Origin of the sequence: Streptomyces sp. NBC_00386 (assembly GCF_036063235.1) — a bacterium.
Taxonomy (GTDB): domain Bacteria; phylum Actinomycetota; class Actinomycetes; order Streptomycetales; family Streptomycetaceae; genus Streptomyces.
Genome location: NZ_CP107950.1, coordinates 4,935,740 through 4,951,529 on the forward strand (window position 1 = coordinate 4,935,740; position 15,790 = coordinate 4,951,529).

At 73.1% G+C, this 15,790-nt stretch carries 11 protein-coding genes; 8 read left to right on the forward strand and 3 right to left on the reverse strand.

Going from position 1 to position 15,790, the window contains the following annotated elements:
- Positions 1-39: 39 nt before the first annotated feature.
- The gene (locus tag OG780_RS21705; protein ID WP_328450634.1) at positions 40-1,317 is read right to left on the reverse strand and encodes a hypothetical protein; all 1,278 of its coding nucleotides are present in this window, start codon (positions 1,315-1,317) and stop codon (positions 40-42) included.
- 513 nt (positions 1,318-1,830) lie between these two features.
- Positions 1,831-2,712, reverse strand: a complete 882-nt coding sequence (locus OG780_RS21710) for a bifunctional DNA primase/polymerase (RefSeq protein ID WP_328450636.1) — start codon at positions 2,710-2,712, stop codon at positions 1,831-1,833.
- Between the two features lie 371 nt (positions 2,713-3,083).
- Between OG780_RS21710 and OG780_RS21715 the strand changes: the two genes are divergently transcribed.
- The 8 genes from OG780_RS21715 (at position 3,084) to OG780_RS21750 (ending at position 11,358) form a co-directional block, all read left to right on the forward strand.
- A complete protein-coding gene (locus OG780_RS21715) occupies positions 3,084-3,392 on the forward strand; it encodes a hypothetical protein (protein WP_328450638.1) in 309 nt (102 codons plus the stop codon).
- Positions 3,393-3,657: 265 nt separating this feature from the next.
- A complete protein-coding gene (locus tag OG780_RS21720; protein ID WP_328450640.1) occupies positions 3,658-4,842 on the forward strand; it encodes an acyl-CoA dehydrogenase family protein in 1,185 nt (394 codons plus the stop codon).
- Between the two features lie 65 nt (positions 4,843-4,907).
- On the forward strand, positions 4,908-6,002 hold the full coding sequence (locus OG780_RS21725; protein WP_328458287.1) for a bifunctional MaoC family dehydratase N-terminal/OB-fold nucleic acid binding domain-containing protein: 1,095 nt from the start codon (positions 4,908-4,910) through the stop codon (positions 6,000-6,002).
- Position 6,003: 1 nt separating this feature from the next.
- On the forward strand, positions 6,004-7,062 hold the full coding sequence (locus OG780_RS21730) for an acyl-CoA dehydrogenase family protein (protein WP_328450642.1): 1,059 nt from the start codon (positions 6,004-6,006) through the stop codon (positions 7,060-7,062).
- Positions 7,059-7,532 (forward strand): MaoC family dehydratase, encoded by a 474-nt coding sequence (locus OG780_RS21735; protein WP_328450644.1) that lies wholly within the window; start codon positions 7,059-7,061, stop codon positions 7,530-7,532. Before OG780_RS21730 ends, OG780_RS21735 begins: the two co-directional genes overlap by 4 nt.
- Positions 7,529-8,695: a lipid-transfer protein gene (locus OG780_RS21740; protein ID WP_328450646.1), complete on the forward strand. Its 1,167-nt coding sequence runs from the start codon at positions 7,529-7,531 to the stop codon at positions 8,693-8,695. Before OG780_RS21735 ends, OG780_RS21740 begins: the two co-directional genes overlap by 4 nt.
- A 313-nt stretch (positions 8,696-9,008) precedes the next feature.
- Entirely contained in the window at positions 9,009-9,602 is a 594-nt protein-coding gene (locus OG780_RS21745) for a SigE family RNA polymerase sigma factor (protein ID WP_328450648.1), read from the forward strand.
- A 112-nt stretch (positions 9,603-9,714) separates the two neighbouring features.
- Complete coding sequence (locus OG780_RS21750; protein ID WP_328458289.1) at positions 9,715-11,358, forward strand: long-chain fatty acid--CoA ligase; 1,644 nt, start codon at positions 9,715-9,717, stop codon at positions 11,356-11,358.
- A 160-nt stretch (positions 11,359-11,518) separates the two neighbouring features.
- Here OG780_RS21750 and OG780_RS21755 read toward each other — a convergent pair whose 3' ends face one another.
- Positions 11,519-15,637 carry a hybrid sensor histidine kinase/response regulator gene (locus OG780_RS21755; RefSeq protein WP_328450650.1) on the reverse strand — a complete coding sequence of 1,373 codons (4,119 nt, stop codon included), beginning with the start codon at positions 15,635-15,637 and terminating at the stop codon, positions 11,519-11,521.
- Positions 15,638-15,790 lie beyond the last annotated feature (153 nt).

A 15,790-nucleotide genomic window follows, 5' to 3' on the forward strand; every position in this document is an offset into this window, starting at 1 on the left:
GCCGTGACAGGCAGCCCGCGCCCGGCCGTCGTATGCGGGTCAGGAGCGCTCGCGGGCAGCCGGGTTGTTCAGGCAGAGCGCGATGTTCCTGACCGCGGCGGTGAGTTCCTCGATCACCCTGGCCGCCTGCTCCGCGTTGTGGAAGTCCGGACGCGCTGCCAGAGACAGGCCCAGTTCCTGCGCCGCCTGGAGGGCTGCCCCGGCGCTCTCGGCAGGAGCGGGAGGCGGAGCGGCGGCGGGCGCGGACGCCTCGGCCGGGGGAGGGGACCCCGGTGCGGCGGACCGGACCGGCACGGTCGGGTTCGCCGTGGGCACGCCGGAAGCCGCGGGGGTTGGCCGGCCCGTCGGCTCAGGAACGGCGGGTGCCGACGGGCCGGCCGGCATTGCGCCGGTCTCCGGCTCCCTCCGGTACCTGTCGAACGGGGGGTGGAAGGTGCCGGAGCCGCTGACCGGGGAGGCGTGTGCCTCCGCTTCCGGCCGGGACGGCAGGACCGGTGAGGACTGTGCGGCGTACGGGCCGTGGGAGATCTGCTGGACGTGCGGGATCAGGTCCGGCGCGCGACGCGTCCGGGGCAGCAGGAAGTGTTCGAAACCCGGGAACGCCAAGGTGGCGGAGTGCGTGGAGGCGCGGGGGCTGTACTGGGCCTGCCACTGCATGCGGTAGCAGTCGACCTGATCGGCGCAGGCGGTGCGGGTGTGGAAGACCGCGGTGTTCTCTCCCAGGTCCGGGTACCAGAGGTTCGGACCCGGGAAGTGCACGGTTCGTCCCCGGGGCTTGATCTGCTCGGCGCACCCCATGCAGCAGCCCTCCGGCACCATGAGCGGGATGCCGCCGCTCTGCTCCGACCGGCGGGGCCCGCCCTCCCAGCGGTACTCCCCGTGGTGGCAGGGCGGCAGCTCGCCGCAGGCGCGGCAGACGGCGTAGTGCTCCGGGAGGACCTGCCAGTCGTGGCTGGCGGGAGCGCACCAGTGCTTCGGCGCGGATCGGGGCAAGTTCTCGCTGCGCAGGACCAGGACCACTGGGCGCTTGTAGAACTCGGCGCGCTCCGGGGCCGGTTTGACCGCTTGGTTGTTGGCCCGCCGCAGTTCGTTGGCGTGCCACCACAACTCCACGTGTTCGCCCCATGCCTTCTCATAGGACTCCGGCCACCAGTCGCCCGCGTAGTCGTTGATCTCCAGGATCCGCCAGGCCTGCCGGTCGAGTACCACGATGGAGCCGGCCCGCAACCGCAGGTGTGTTGTGTCGTCGCCCTCGTCCGGCCAGTCGTGCCGACCGATATGGGTGGGTTGGCCTGGGAGCCACCTGCGAACCTGCATGCCACGCTCCTCGGCAGCGAAACTTCAAAGTTTCAAATGGGGCAGTTGCCGACATTCTGAACAATCGAGACGTTTGCTTCGGTGTAGACACGCACACGCTGTTGACTCATGACGACCGGAAACGTGTTCCGTGTCATCGCTTCCTTCCGGAAATGCCGTTGTCACCGGGCGTTTTCGCCCCTCGGGCCGTCACCGGACCAGGCCCCTTCACAGCTCCAAGCCAGTGACCCCATACCCGGTCGTCAGGTTCCGACGCTCACCCGTACGTGTGGTGAAACTTGGTTTGCGGCACCCCGTACGTGTGCATCGTCCCGCCGCGCCGACGGGGGCGATTCCCGCGGGACGACCGAGGGGCCGCAGCCGGAGCGTCCGTGGGTGAGGGGCTCGCCGGTCGGGGCCGGCACTGCTCCGAGCATGCCGGTCCGGCCGGCGACGCCCTTGCCCCCTCCGCCGGGGTGACGGGGCCGTCACCCGCGTCGCCTGTCACCCGGCGACGTGGGTGACGGCGTCGCTTCAGTGCCGCCGGGACGAAGGAGCCGTCATCCGTGCCGCGGAGGCGATCGTCGAGCGGGCCTCTCGTTCGGTGAGGCCCGTGCGGACGGCGGCCTGGACGAGCGGGGCGATCAGTCGGGGGCCGATGCCGTTCTCGTAGGCGCGGCAGGCGGCCCAGAAGAGGCGGGTGTTGCGCTGGCCCTCGTGTGCGGTGAGGACGAACTGGACGAGCCCCTGGCCCTGCCGGTCGGTCGCGGAGGGCGTGGGGTGGTGGGCGCGGGCCGGGGGCGGAGGCAGGAGCAGGCGCAGGAGTTCGGGCGGGCAGGGTGCGGGCGCGAGCCGGGAGGTGCCGGGAGCCGTCCCGTACACGCCGTGTTCGGTGCGTGAGCCGGGGCCGACGAGGTAGCCGCCGGCGCCGCGGATGTCGATGCCGGGCGCGAGCCGGCTCGCCGAGTTGGGGACGACGACGTCCGGCGGTCCGCTCAGCCACAGATGGCGGCCGCCGCTGGGGGTCAGGACGACGACCGTGTCCGGGATCGTGAAGAGATGGCGCAGGGCCAGTTCGCGCAGGGCGGTCGAGGAGTCGGTGTCGGACTTGGTGTCGAGGTCGACGCCGATGAGGTGGTGCGGGTGCAGCCCGCAGGCGATTCCGTAGCCGGTGGCCCAGGGGGCGGCGGCGAAGAGCTCGCGGATGCGCCGGGGCTCGGTCGAGGCGTCGTACACGCCGTGCCCGAAGCGGCCGCATTCGCCGTGGCACGGGTGGGGGTCGGGGTCGTCGCGATGGGGGGAGCGCAGGGCAGGGAGCTTCGTACGGGACAGCGGGATCACCGCGAGCCCGCGCTCGGCTGCGGACAGGGCGTGGGCCAGGGCCAGAGTGGTGGCCCGCCGGTCGATGGTGGCCATGCATCCATAATCGTACGAGTGTTCGAGAAAGGGAAGGGCTCTCCGGGCTCGCGGGGGAGCCGGGCGGGTGAAGGGCGAGATCGGCCGAAAAGCTGCCGGAACGCTTCCGCTGCTGCGGGGCTTGGGCTCAACGGACGGCAGGGGTCTGAGCTGGGCCTTTGTGGGAGTGAAGGGGGTTTATCGACATGTCATCACGCTTGAGTGGGAATCACGGCTTCCGGTGTGGTTCGCCGGGGATGCGCTGGGCAACTCTGGACCCGCGACGTCGTGGACAACACCGAGGCGGTCGGCCGACCGCCCTGGAACAAGCCGTATTTCCCGTACTCCCCGGCCCGCCGCCGGTGCGTACAACCGCTTCTGGAGGAACTCGCATGGCAAGCATCCGTACCGCTCGCGTTCTCGCCGCCGTCGCGGCCCTGCCGCTGACCGCCGTCCTCTTCTCCGGGGTCGCGGCGGCCGACAACGGCTCCATCGCGGACACCGGGTCGAACGCCGGAGTGGCGACCGCCGGCGGCAGCGGGGCCGGACGTGACAACAGCGGCAACTCGTCGGCCACCCAACAACAGGCGGTCGGCTCCGGAGCCTCGAATCAGAGCGATACCGCCCAAGTGAACGGTTCCGCGTTCACAGCCCTCAACCAGGGCAACTCGAACGTCCTGGTCAACTTCGTCAGGCTCTGACGGGCGAGGGGCGACGGGTTTCCGTCGGCCGGGGGGCTTCTCCGGGGGGTAGGGCTCTGGGGGCGGGGCGCTGGGGGGTGGGGGTTCACGACGCCTGCGCGGCGGTGCTTCGGCGCCGTCGCGCAGACGCGTTCCGGGGGTGTCGCGGTGCCCCCGCCGGCGGCGCGCGGCTCTTCCGGGGCGGTGCCCGTGACCTTGACAGGCAACGGTATCTGACGGACAGTCAGAAAACCTTGTTCGTACGAGGTCCGGGAGGGCCGCCGCCGTGCACCTCGCCCCCACCGAGCGCCAGCAGCGGCTGCGCGCCGAACTCCGCACGTACTTCCGGGATCTGATGCCGGACGGACCGCCGCCGGCCGACGACCCCGCCCGGCAGCGGGCGCTGCTGCGCCGCATCGGAGCCGACGGTCTGCTCGGGCTCGGCTGGCCGGTCGCGTACGGGGGCCAGGGGCGCGGCGCGGACGAGCAGTTCGTCTTCTTCGACGAGGCCTACCGGGCCGGCGCTCCCGTCTCGATGGTCACGCTGAACACCGTCGGGCCGACCCTCATGAAGTACGGCAGCGAGGAGCAGAAGGAGTACTTCCTGCCGCGCATCCTGAAGGGCGACCTCGTCTTCGCCATCGGGTACTCGGAACCGTCGGCCGGCACGGACCTCGCCTCGCTGCGCACCCGCGCCGTCCGGGTGGCCGGGGAGACCGGCGCCGAGGGTGGGGCCTGGCGGATCGACGGTCAGAAGATCTTCACGTCCAACGCCCAGAACGCCGACTGGATCTGGCTCGCCTGCCGGACCGACCCGGACGCGCCCCGGCACCGGGGCATCTCGATCCTGCTCGTCCCGACCGGCGCCCCCGGCTTCTCGTGGACGCCGATCGAGACCGTGGGCGGCCAGATCACCACGGCGACCTACTACGACGGGATCCGCGTCCCGGCGGGGAACCTGGTCGGCGAGGAGAACGCCGGCTGGGGACTCGTCACCAGCCAGCTCAACCACGAGCGGGTCGCCCTCGCCGCGATCGGCATGCAGGCCGAGGACTTCTACGCGGCCGCGCTGGAAGCGGCCCGTACCCCTGATCCGGTGAGCGGGCGGCGCGCGGCCGACGAGCCGTGGGTGCGTTCCCAGCTCGCCGAGGTGCACGCGCGGCTCGCGGCGTCACGCCTGCTCAACTGGCGTCTGGTGGGGGACGTGGGAGCCGGCGGTCCGGCGCCCGGGGACGCGAGCGGCGTGAAGGTCATGGGAACCGAGTCCGCGGTCGCGGTGTACCGGATGTGCCAGCACATCGTGGGACCCGGGGCGCTGGTCCGCTCCGGGTCGCCGGGGGCGTTCGGGGGCGGCGAACTGGAGCGGATGAACAGGGCGGCGCAGATCAACACGTTCGGGGGCGGGGTGAGCGAGGTGCAGCGGGAGATCGTCGCGACGATGCGGCTCGGCATGAGGCGGGGGCGGCGGTGAGCGGGCGGGAGGCGGGAGAGGAGCGCTCCGCGGCGCGTGACGACGGCCTCGCGCCGGGTGGCGCGGTGCGGGAGGGGGGCGGGTCCGATGGTTCCGCGGGTGACGGGGACGAGCTGTCGGAGCGTCTGAAGAAGTACCAGGGGTGCGCGGCCACCGTCGGGGGTGTCGGCCGGGACCTGGTCAACGCGCCGATGATCCGGCACTGGTGCGAGGCCATGGGCGACACCAACCCGGCCTACCAGGGGCCGGACGCGGTGGCCCCGCCCACCATGCTCCAGGCGTGGACGATGAGCGGCCTCTCCGGGCACGCCGACCGCCCCGGCCGTTCCGGGACCTACGACGAGCTGTTCGGCCTGCTCGACGGCGCCGGGTACACCTCGGTGGTCGCCACCGACTGCGAACAGGAGTATCTGCGTCCGTTGCGCCCCGGGGACGAGATCACCTTCGACTCGATGATCGAGTCGGTGTCCGGGCGCAAGACGACCAAACTGGGTACGGGGTACTTCGTCACCACGCGGATGGACATCCGGGCGGGCGGCGAGCTCGCCGGGACGCACAGGTTCCGCATCCTCAAGTACGCTCCGGCGCACCGGAGTCCGAAGAGTACGGAGACGGCTCAGGGCTCATCGGGCAGCGCGCGGACGAAGAGCTCCGGGCCGAGGCGCGCCGAGACAAAGAACTCCGAGACAAAGAGCTCCGAGACAAAGAGCGCCGGGCCGAGGAGCGCCGAGCCGAAGAGCAGGCGTCCGCGGCCGGTGATCAACCGGGACAACGCCGGGTTCTGGGAGGGCGTCGGGCGGCGTCGGCTGCTGATCCAGCGCTGCACGGCCTGCGGGACGCTGAGATTCCCGTGGCTGCCGGGGTGCGGGGCGTGCGGCTGCCCGGACTGGGACACGGTCGAGTCGGGCGGCGAGGGGACCGTGTACTCGTACGTCGTCATGCACCATCCGCCGTTCCCGGCCTTCGACCCTCCCTACGCCGTCGCTCTGGTCGAGCTCGCCGAGGGCGTGCGGATCGTGAGCAACGTGGTGGGCGTCCCGTACGACGAGGTGCGGATCGGGATGCCGGTGCGGCTCGCATTCCGTCGCTACGACGAGGACTTGGAGCTGCCGGTCTTCCGGGCCGCCGCCTCCGCCGGCCGCTCGGGCGAGGGGAGCTGACATGGACTTCACCCCCACCGAGGAGCAGGCCGCCGCCGCGGACCTGGCCGCGCGGATCTTCGGCGACCACTCCACCCACGAACGGCTCACCGCGGCCGGGACGGGCAGCGACGCCGGACTGTGGAAGGAGCTGTGCGCCGCCGGACTGGTGGGGGCGGTCGCGGACACCGGGCTCCTCGGGCTCGTACTGCTGCTGGAGGAGCAGGGGCGCACCACGGCGCAGGTGCCGTTCGCCGCGAGCTGTGTGTACGGACTGCTCGCGGTGACGGCACACGGTTCGCCGGAGCAGCGCGAGCGGCTGCTGCCGGGCATCGCCGACGGGACGGTGGTGGTGGCCGGGGCGATATCGGGCGCGGGCACGCTGTCCGCCTCCCCGCCGGCCTCCTCGTCCCCCTCCACGTCCGGGAAGCTGACCGGTGTCCTTCCCGCCGTGCCGTGGCTGCGCGACGCCACCCATGTCCTCGTCGCCGACGACCGGCGCCGGCTCTGGCTGGTCCGCACCGCGGAGGCGGCGGTGAGCGGGCCGGTCGAACTGACGGCGCCCTGGTCGGCGGGGCGGCTGACGCTGGACGGGGCGCCGGGGGAGGCGCTGGGCTCCGCGGGCGCGTACGACGACCTGCTGGCCACGGCCCGTACCGCCTTCGCCGGGCTCCAGGCCGGGGTGTGCGCGGGTTCGCTGGCGCGGGCGGTGGAGCACACGAACACGCGCGAGCAGTTCGGGCAGCCGCTCGCCGCCCGGCAGGGAGTCCAACTGCGCGCCGCCGACGCGCACATGGACACCGAGGCGATCCGGGTGACGGCGTACGAGGCGGCATGGCGGCGCGACGAGGGGCTGCCGTACGCGACGCACGCCCTCACGGCCGCCTGGTGGGCCTCCGAGGCGGGCCGGCGGGTGGTGCACACGGGCCAGCATCTGCACGGCGGGGCGGGCGCCGACCTCGCGCACCCCGTGCACCGGCACTTCCTGTGGGGCCGGCAGCTGGACGCGTATCTGGGCTGCGGGGGCGAACTGCTGCAGGAGCTCGGTGAGTTGATCGCGAACGGGGAGGCGGAGACATGAGGGTGGGCGACGTACTGGCGCCGCTGGAGATCGAGATCACCCGCACGCTGATCGTGGCCGGGGCCATCGCCTCACGGGACTACCAGGACGTGCATCACGACGCGGACCTGGCACGGGCGAAGGGATCGCCGGACATCTTCATGAACATCCTGACGACCAACGGCCTGGTCGGACGGTATGTGACCGACCACTTCGGCCCGGCCGCCGTGCTGCGCAGGGTGGCGATACGGCTGGGCGCCCCCAACCATCCGGGAGACACCATGGTGCTGACCGGCTCCGTCGAGGAGGTCGACGGTGACACGGCGACGGTGAGGATCCTCGGCGCCAACGGCATCGGCCGGCACGTCATGGGCACGGTGACGGTGACCGTCCCGGCTTCCGCTCCCGCTCCCGATGAGGAGCCCCTGGCCGCCCCGGCGTCCGCCGTTCCCGACCCCGCCGAGGCGCCGTCCGCGGGTGGTGCCGTATGAGTGTGCGCAAGCGGGACGGCCTCGGCGGGCGGGCGGCGATCGTCGGCATCGGGGCCACCGAGTTCTCCAAGGACTCGGGGCGCAGTGAGCTGCGGCTGGCGGTGGACGCGGTGCGCGCCGCGCTCGACGACGCGGGGCTGACGCCGGGGGACGTGGACGGACTGGTGACGTTCACGATGGACACCAGCCCGGAGATCACCGTCGCGCAGGCGGCCGGGATCGGGGAGCTGTCCTTCTTCTCGCGCGTCCACTACGGCGGCGGGGCGGCCTGCGCGACCGTCCAGCAGGCGGCGCTCGCGGTCGCCACCGGCGTGGCCGAGGTCGTGGTCTGCTACCGGGCGTTCAACGAGCGGTCGGGCCGCAGGTTCGGTTCGGGCGTGCAGCGGCGGGAGCCGTCGGCGGAGGGTGCGGCGCTGGGCTGGGCCCTGCCGTTCGGGCTGCTCACCCCGGCCTCCTGGGTGGCGATGGCGGCCCAGCGGTATCTGCACACCTACGGCCTGACCCCCGAGGCGTTCGGCCATGTCGCGGTGGTGGACCGGAAGTACGCGGCGACGAACCCGGCCGCGTACTTCCACGGCAGACCGATCACACTCGCCGAGCACGCGGCCTCGCGCTGGATCGTGGAGCCGCTGCGGCTGCTGGACTGCTGCCAGGAGACCGACGGAGGCCAGGCGCTGGTGGTCACCTCCGTGGAGCGGGCCCGCGATCTGCCCCGTCCGCCGGTGGTCGTCGCGGCCGCCGCGCAGGGGGCCGGCCGGGCACAGGAGCAGATGACGAGTTTCTACCGGGACGATCTGACCGGGCTGCCGGAGATGGGCGTGGTGGCCCGGCAGCTGTGGCGGACCGCGGGACTCGGGCCCGCGGAGATCGACGTGGGGATCCTGTACGACCACTTCACCCCGTTCGTGCTGATGCAGCTGGAGGAGTTCGGCTTCTGCGAGCCGGGCGAGGCCGCGGACTTCGTCGCCGAGGAGAGGCTGCCCCTGAACACGCACGGGGGCCAGCTCGGGGAGGCGTATCTGCACGGGATGAACGGGATAGCGGAGGGCGTACGGCAGCTGAGGGGCACGTCCGTGAACCAGATACCGGGCGCCGGGCGCGTTCTGGTGACCGCGGGGACCGGGGTTCCGACCTCGGGCCTGATCCTCGGCGCCGACGCCTGAGACCGCCGCCACCACGAATCACCCGCACCCGGCGACGCGCGGGAGGGGCCGTGCCGGTACATCGATGCCCGTCGCCACCGACGCTCACGCCTCACCCGACGGCGACGGGCTGATGCACCGGCACGGCCCCGACCCACCACCGGACGGGAACCGCGCCCGGCGGCCCTCTCTCAGGGGTGAACCCTCAGAGGGGATGGCCCCCTTGTCCACCTTCAGGAGGTGAGGCCGACCCCGGTTCTACAACCTGAGGCGGACATGGCTTCGGGACCTGCGGCCGATCCGCCGGACGAGGGGGCGAACCTAGCGTGGAGTCATGACCCCACTCGTCTGTACGAGCGCCTCGAACGCCGCCACCAGGGCGGCACGGACCCTTTCGTACCCGTCCTTCTCGTCGTACGTGAAGGCGCGGCAGCCGGTGCTGCTGCGTACCGCCCGGTCGCTCACCGCGAACCCGAGCGACGCCGAGGACCTGCTGCAGACGGCCCTGACGAAGACGTACGTCGCCTGGGACCGGATCGAGGACCACCGGGCCCTGGACGGCTATGTGCGGCGCGCCCTGCTGAACACGCGGACGTCGCAGTGGCGCAAGCGCAAGGTCGACGAGTTCGTCTGCGAGGAGCTGCCGGAGCCGGAGGGGCTCCCCGCCCCCGACCCCGCCGAGCAGCAGGCGCTGCACGACGCGATGTGGCGGGCGATCACCAAGCTGCCGGCGCGGCAGCGGGCGATGGTGGTGCTGCGCTACTACGAGGACCTGAGCGAGGCCCAGACCGCGGAGGTCCTCGGGGTCTCCGTCGGCACGGTCAAGTCGGCGGTCTCCCGTGCGCTGGGCAAACTGCGCGAGGACCCCGAGCTGATCCCCGTTCGCCAGGAAGGCCCCCGTCCGGTGTCCGAGCGGGTCCTGCGCTGATCGATCATTCCTGGGCCTAGTGACATACCACGCGGTATGTGCGCAGAATCAGCGCAACCCATTACTACCGCGTAGGCAATGTCGCCCCCGGGAGGACGCCGTGCTGAGCACGATGCAGGACGTACCGCTGACTGTGACCCGCATTCTGGAGCACGGGGCTCTGGTGCACGGAGAGTCGCAGATCACGACCTGGACGGGCGAGGGCGAACCGCACCGCCGCAGCTTCCGTGAGGCCGGCCGGCGCGCGAACCAGCTCGCCCACGCCCTGCGCGACGACCTCGGGGTGACGGGCGACGAGCGCGTCGCGACCCTGATGTGGAACAACGCCGAGCACGTCGAGGCGTACTACGCGATCCCCTCCATGGGCGCCGTGCTGCACACCCTGAACCTCCGCCTCCCGGCCGAGCAGCTCGTCTTCATCGTCAACCACGCCGCCGACCGCGTGGTCATCGCCAACGGTTCGCTGCTCCCGCTGCTCGCGCCGCTCCTCCCCCATCTGCCGACGGTCCAGCACGTGGTGGTCTCGGGTCCCGGTGACCGTTCCCTGCTCGACGGGGCGAGCGTGCGGGTGCACGAGTACGAGGAGCTGCTCGCCGGGAAGCCGACGGCCTACGACTGGCCGGAGATCGACGAGCGGCAGGCCGCGGCCATGTGCTACACCTCCGGAACCACCGGGGACCCCAAGGGAGTCGTGTACTCCCACCGTTCGATCTACCTGCACTCCATGCAGGTGAACATGGCCCAGTCGATGGGGCTCACCGACCACGACACCACCCTCGTCGTGGTCCCCCAGTTCCACGTCAACGCCTGGGGTCTGCCGCACGCGACCTTCATGTCCGGCATCAACATGCTGATGCCGGACCGCTTCCTCCAGCCCGCGCCGCTCGCCGAGATGATCGAGAGCGAGCGGCCGACGCACGCCGCCGCCGTCCCGACCATCTGGCAGGGCCTGCTCGCCGAACTGACCGCCAAGCCCCGGGACGTCTCCTCCCTCACCCAGGTGACGATCGGCGGCTCGGCCTGCCCGCCCTCGCTCATGACCGCCTTCGACGATCTGGGCATGCGTGTCTGCCACGCCTGGGGCATGACCGAGACCTCGCCCCTCGGCACCATCGCCCGCCCGCCGGCCCACGCCGAGGGCACGGACGAGGAGTTCGCGTACCGCCTCACCCAGGGCCGTTTCCCGGCGGGCGTCGAGGCCCGCCTCACCGGCCCCGGCGGCGAACGTCTCCCGTGGGACGGCGAGTCCGCCGGCGAGCTGGAGGTCCGCGGCCCGTGGATCGCCGGTGCCTACTACGGCGGCGACGGCGCGGAACCGCTGCGCCCCGCCGACAAGTTCAGCGAGGACGGCTGGCTCAAGACCGGTGACGTCGGCACGATCAGCGCCGACGGCTTCCTGACCCTCACCGACCGAGCCAAGGACGTCATCAAGTCGGGCGGCGAGTGGATCTCCTCGGTCGACCTGGAGAACGCCCTCATGTCCCACCCGGACGTGACCGAGGCCGCGGTCGTGGCCGTCCCCGACGAGAAGTGGGGCGAGCGGCCGCTGGCCACCGTCGTCCTGAGGGAGGGCTCCGCCGCCGACTTCGAGACGCTGCGCGCCTTCCTCGCCGACGAGGGCAAGATCGCCAGGTGGCAGCTCCCCGAGCGCTGGTCGATCGTCGAGGCCGTGCCGAAGACGAGCGTCGGCAAGTTCGACAAGAAGGTGATCCGCAAGAGGTACGCCGAGGGCAGCCTGGACGTGACCAAGCTCTGACGCGCGGACATCACACGTGAGCCGGACGGGGAGCTCGAGGGCTCCCCGTCCGGCTCACGTGTGCTCGACGGGCGCGCGGACCCGCCGTGACGGGCGTACGGACGCGTGGCGCGCCGTGTGTACGCACGGGCGCGGGGCGCGCCGTGACGTACACACGGGCCTAGTTGGTACCGATGCGGGCCAGGAGGTCGACGATCCGGTCCTGGACCTCGTCGCTCGTCGAGCGCTCGGCGAGGAACAGCACCGACTCCCCCGCGGCCAGCCGCGGCAGTTCGGACGCGTCGACGGCGGCGGTGTAGACGACGAGCGGCGTGCGGTTCAACTGCCCGTTCGCACGCAGCCAGTCGACGATTCCGGCCCGTCGGCGCCGTACCTGCATCAGGTCCATCACCACGAGGTTCGGCCGCATCTGCGCGGCCAGGGTGACGGCGTCCTCGTCCGTAGAGGCGCGCGCGACCTGCATCCCGCGCCGCTCCAGCGTCGCCGTCAGCGCGAGGGCGATCTCCGCGTGCTCCTCGATGAGCAGGACCCGCGGCGGGTGCTGCTCGGAATCGCGCGGTGCCAGCGCCTTCAGGAGTACGGCGGGGTCGGCGCCGTACGCCGCCTCGCGCGTCGCCTGTCCGAGTCCGGCCGTCACCAGGACGGGCACCTCGGCCGCGACGGCGGCCTGGCGCAGCGACTGGAGCGCCGTGCGGGTGATCGGGCCGGTCAGCGGGTCGACGAACAGCGCGGCGGGGAACGCGGCGATCTGCGCGTCGACCTCCTCGCGCGAGTTCACGATGACCGGCCGGTAGCCGCGGTCGGTCAGCGCCTGCTGGGTGCCGGCGTCGGGCGCCGGCCACACGAGCAGCCGCCGCGGGTTGTCCAGCGGCTCCGGGGGCAGTTCGTCGTCCACGGGGCGCGGCTGCGGCTGGTCGGCGACCTCGACGGCACCGCCGGGACCGTCGAGCGGCTCGGGGCCCTCGGCGGCGTTCTCGTCCGGCGCTCCTATGGCGTAGGACCGTCCGGCGCCCTCGGTGGTGCCGGGCCGCCGGGGTCCGGCACCCGGCTGGGCGCCCTGCGGAAGAGCGCGCGCGGCCGTCTCCGGTCGTTCGGCGGCGGGCTCGGGCGGCGTACCGAGCTTGCGGCGGCGGCCCCCGCCGTTCGTCCCGTGCGGGGGAGTCGGGGCCTGGACACCGCCGCCGCCCGGCTGGGCCGCCGCGACCTGACGGGCGAACGGAACGCCCTGGCCGAGCGTGCGCACGCTTATGGCACGGCCCTGCGTCGAGTTGGGGTCGGCCGGGGCGGACGCGGGCGTCGCCTCGGCGGGCAGCGGCTGGGCGACCCGCGCGGCCGGGCGCTCCGGGGGGAGCGGGGCGGGGGCTGCCTGGGCGGCCGGGGCCGCCGCCGGGAGCGCGGGCTGAGCACCGGCACCGGTGGTGTTGTTCGCGTCGGGCCAGGGCTGGGCCACCGGAGTGGGCGCGGCACCCGGCATCGCGGCCGCCGGGGCGGAACCCGGCTGGGCGGCGACGGCGGGCAGGCCGGGGGGAACCGGCCGTCCGGCGGTGGCGGGGACCGGGACGCCCTGAGCGGGAAGTCCCTGCGCCGGGACCGTCTGCCCGAGAGCGGGCACCGGCTGTCCGGGAAGCCCCTGCGCCGGGACCGCCTGCGCGGGTGCCCCGGGCGCCGCTTCGGGAGCCGGTTCCGCGACCTGACGGGCACGGCGGCGGCCCGTCGGGGCGGAGGTCGGGTGCGGCTGCGGCGGGGTGTGATCGTCGTCGGGGTCGTGCCGCATCGCGTCGTGGCGGCCGTCGGGCTGCTGGGCCAGCGCGACCTGGGCCTGCACCTGATCCTGTGCGGCCTGGGCCACCTGTGCCCGCGCCGCCTGGACCTGGGCGGCCTGGGCCTCCGCGGCCTGAACCTGCGCGGCCTGCGCCTGGGCCTCGGCCCGGACGTACTCCGGCGAACGGTCCGCCTCCGCCGGCGGCAGCGCGAACACCGCACGGGCGCCCGTCTCCTGCGCGGCGGCACGCTCGGCCGCCGCGGCCAGCGCACGACGGCGCCGCCCGGTCGGCCGGCCCGCCTCGTCGACGGTGCCGTCGTCGTCGGGATCACCGTCCGGAGCCGTCGCGACGGGCGCCGCCGGCAGCGCGTTCTGCTCACCGTCCCGGCGTGCGCGCCGTCCGGAGGGCACCGGTACCGGCACCCCCTGCGGAGGCACCGTCCCGCCCAGCCCGGAGCCCACGGCCGCGGTGCCCGAGCCGTGCTCGCCCGCCATCACGACCGCGCCCTCGGCCGGGGCGTCGCCCGTGCCCCCGACGGGGCTGGGCCGGCCGCGGCGCCGTCCGGTGCCGTCCTCGGTGCCGTCGCCCGGCTGCTCCTGCCCGGGAACCGGCAGCTCGCCCGCCGCCTGCTCCTCCGCCGCACGGCGGCGACGGCGCCCGGTGGGAGCGGTCGCGCCGGCCGCCTCGACGGCCTGCGGTCCGGTCTCCCCCGACTCCTCGCCCTCCAGGAAGGCGTCCGTGGAGGCCCGCCGGGCTCGCCGCCGGCCACCGCTCTGCTGCGGGGTCTGCTCGGGAAGGTCGGGAAGGGCGATCTCGGCGCCGACCGCCACAGCGGTGCCGGGCGGAACCGCGCCCGCCCCGCCGCCGATGGGCACCTCCAGGACGTAGGCGCTGCCGCTCATGCCGGGCACCTCGTGCGTCTGGAGCACGCCGCCGTGCGCGCGCACGATCCCGCGCACGATCGGCTCGTGCACCGGGTCTCCCCCGGCGTACGGCCCGCGTACCTCGATACGGACGACCTCGCCGCGCTGCGCCGCCGCCACGACGACCGTGTTGTCCATGTAACCGCCCGCCGACACCGGCGCGTTGCCGGTCGCGTCGACGCCCGCGACGTCCGCGACGAGGTGGGCGAGGGCGCGCGCGAGACGCTGCGGGTCGACCTCGGCCTCGATGGGCGGCGCGTGCACGGCGAACTGCACGCGTCCGGGCCCGATCAGGTCGACGGCACCCTCGACACCGGCCGCGACCACGGCGTCCAGCATCACGTTCGTACGGAAGATCGTCTCGATGCCCGCGTCCAGCCGCTGGTAGCCCAGGACGTTGTCGACGAGCGTCGTGATCCGCGAGTAGCCGGCCGCGAGGTGGTGGAGCACCTGGTTGGCCTCCGGCCACAGCTGCCCCGCGTCGTCGGCGGCGAGCTTGGCGAGTTCGCCGCGCAGCTGGTCGAGGGGTCCGCGCAGGGAGTGGCCGAGGACGGCGAGCAGCTGCTCGTGCCGGGCGGCCAGCGCCTCGTAGCGGTCCTTCTCCCGCTCGCCGAGCGACGCGTACCGCTCTTCGCCGGCGGCGAGTTCCTCCTCGTGCCCCTCGGTCAGCTCGGTGAGTTCGGCGGTGTGCCGCTCCCGCAGCTTCGCCAGCTCGGCGGTGTGCTCCTCGCCGATCTGTTCCAGCTCCTCGGCGTGCCGGGTGGCGGCTGTTTCCTTCTCCTCGACCAGGGTGTCGTACGGGCGCCGGTCGGTGAAGGTCATGACGGCACCGACGAGCTGGTCCCCGTCGCGCACCGGAGAGGTCGTCAGGTCGACCGGGACCTTGTCCCCGGACTTCGACCACAGCACCTGCCCGCGCACCCGGTGCTTGCGCCCGGAGCGCAGCGTGTCGGCGAGCGGTGACTCCTCGAAGGGGAAGGCCTCGCCGTCCGCCCGCGAGTGCAGGATCAGTTCGTGCAGATCCTTGCCACCGAGGTCGCTGGCCCGGTATCCGAGGATCTGGGCGGCGGCGGGGTTGACGAGGACGACCCGCCCCTCGGTGTCCGTCCCGACGACACCCTCGGCCGCCGCGCGCAGGATCATCTCGGTCTGGCGCTGCGAACGCGCGAGCTCGGCCTCGGTGTCGACGGTGCCCGAAAGATCGCGTACGACGAGCATCAGCAGCTCGTCGGGGGTGGGGCCGTAGTTGTCGTAGGCCTGCTGGCCGCTCTCCAGGTTCGCGCTGGTGACCTCGACCGGGAACTCCGAGCCGTCGGTCCGCCGCGCGGTCATCCGGGTCGGCTTGGTGCGCCCGCGCTCGTCGGTCGTGTCGGGGCGCCGCATGGAGCCGGGGATCAGCCGGGAGTCGAACTCGGGAAGCAGATCGAGCAGCCCGCGGCCCACCAGAGCGGTGCCCGGGGTCTCGAAGGCCTCCAGGGCGATCGTATTGGCGTTGACGACGGTCCCGTTGGCGTTGACCAGGACCAGCGCATCGGGCAGCGCGTCCAGTATGGCTGCGAGGCGAGCAGCGCCTCGGGATGGCCTGCTGCTCACGAGACGCTTCCTCCCTGTTACCGCACCTTGCCGACCGCGGATGCCATCTTGCCAACCGGCCCGCAGCGTGTCACGCGAGGGAGTCTACGGGCAGAGGTTGCGCTCGCGATGCCGGATGAGAGGGAGGTCGCACACATATGAGACGCAGAAGCG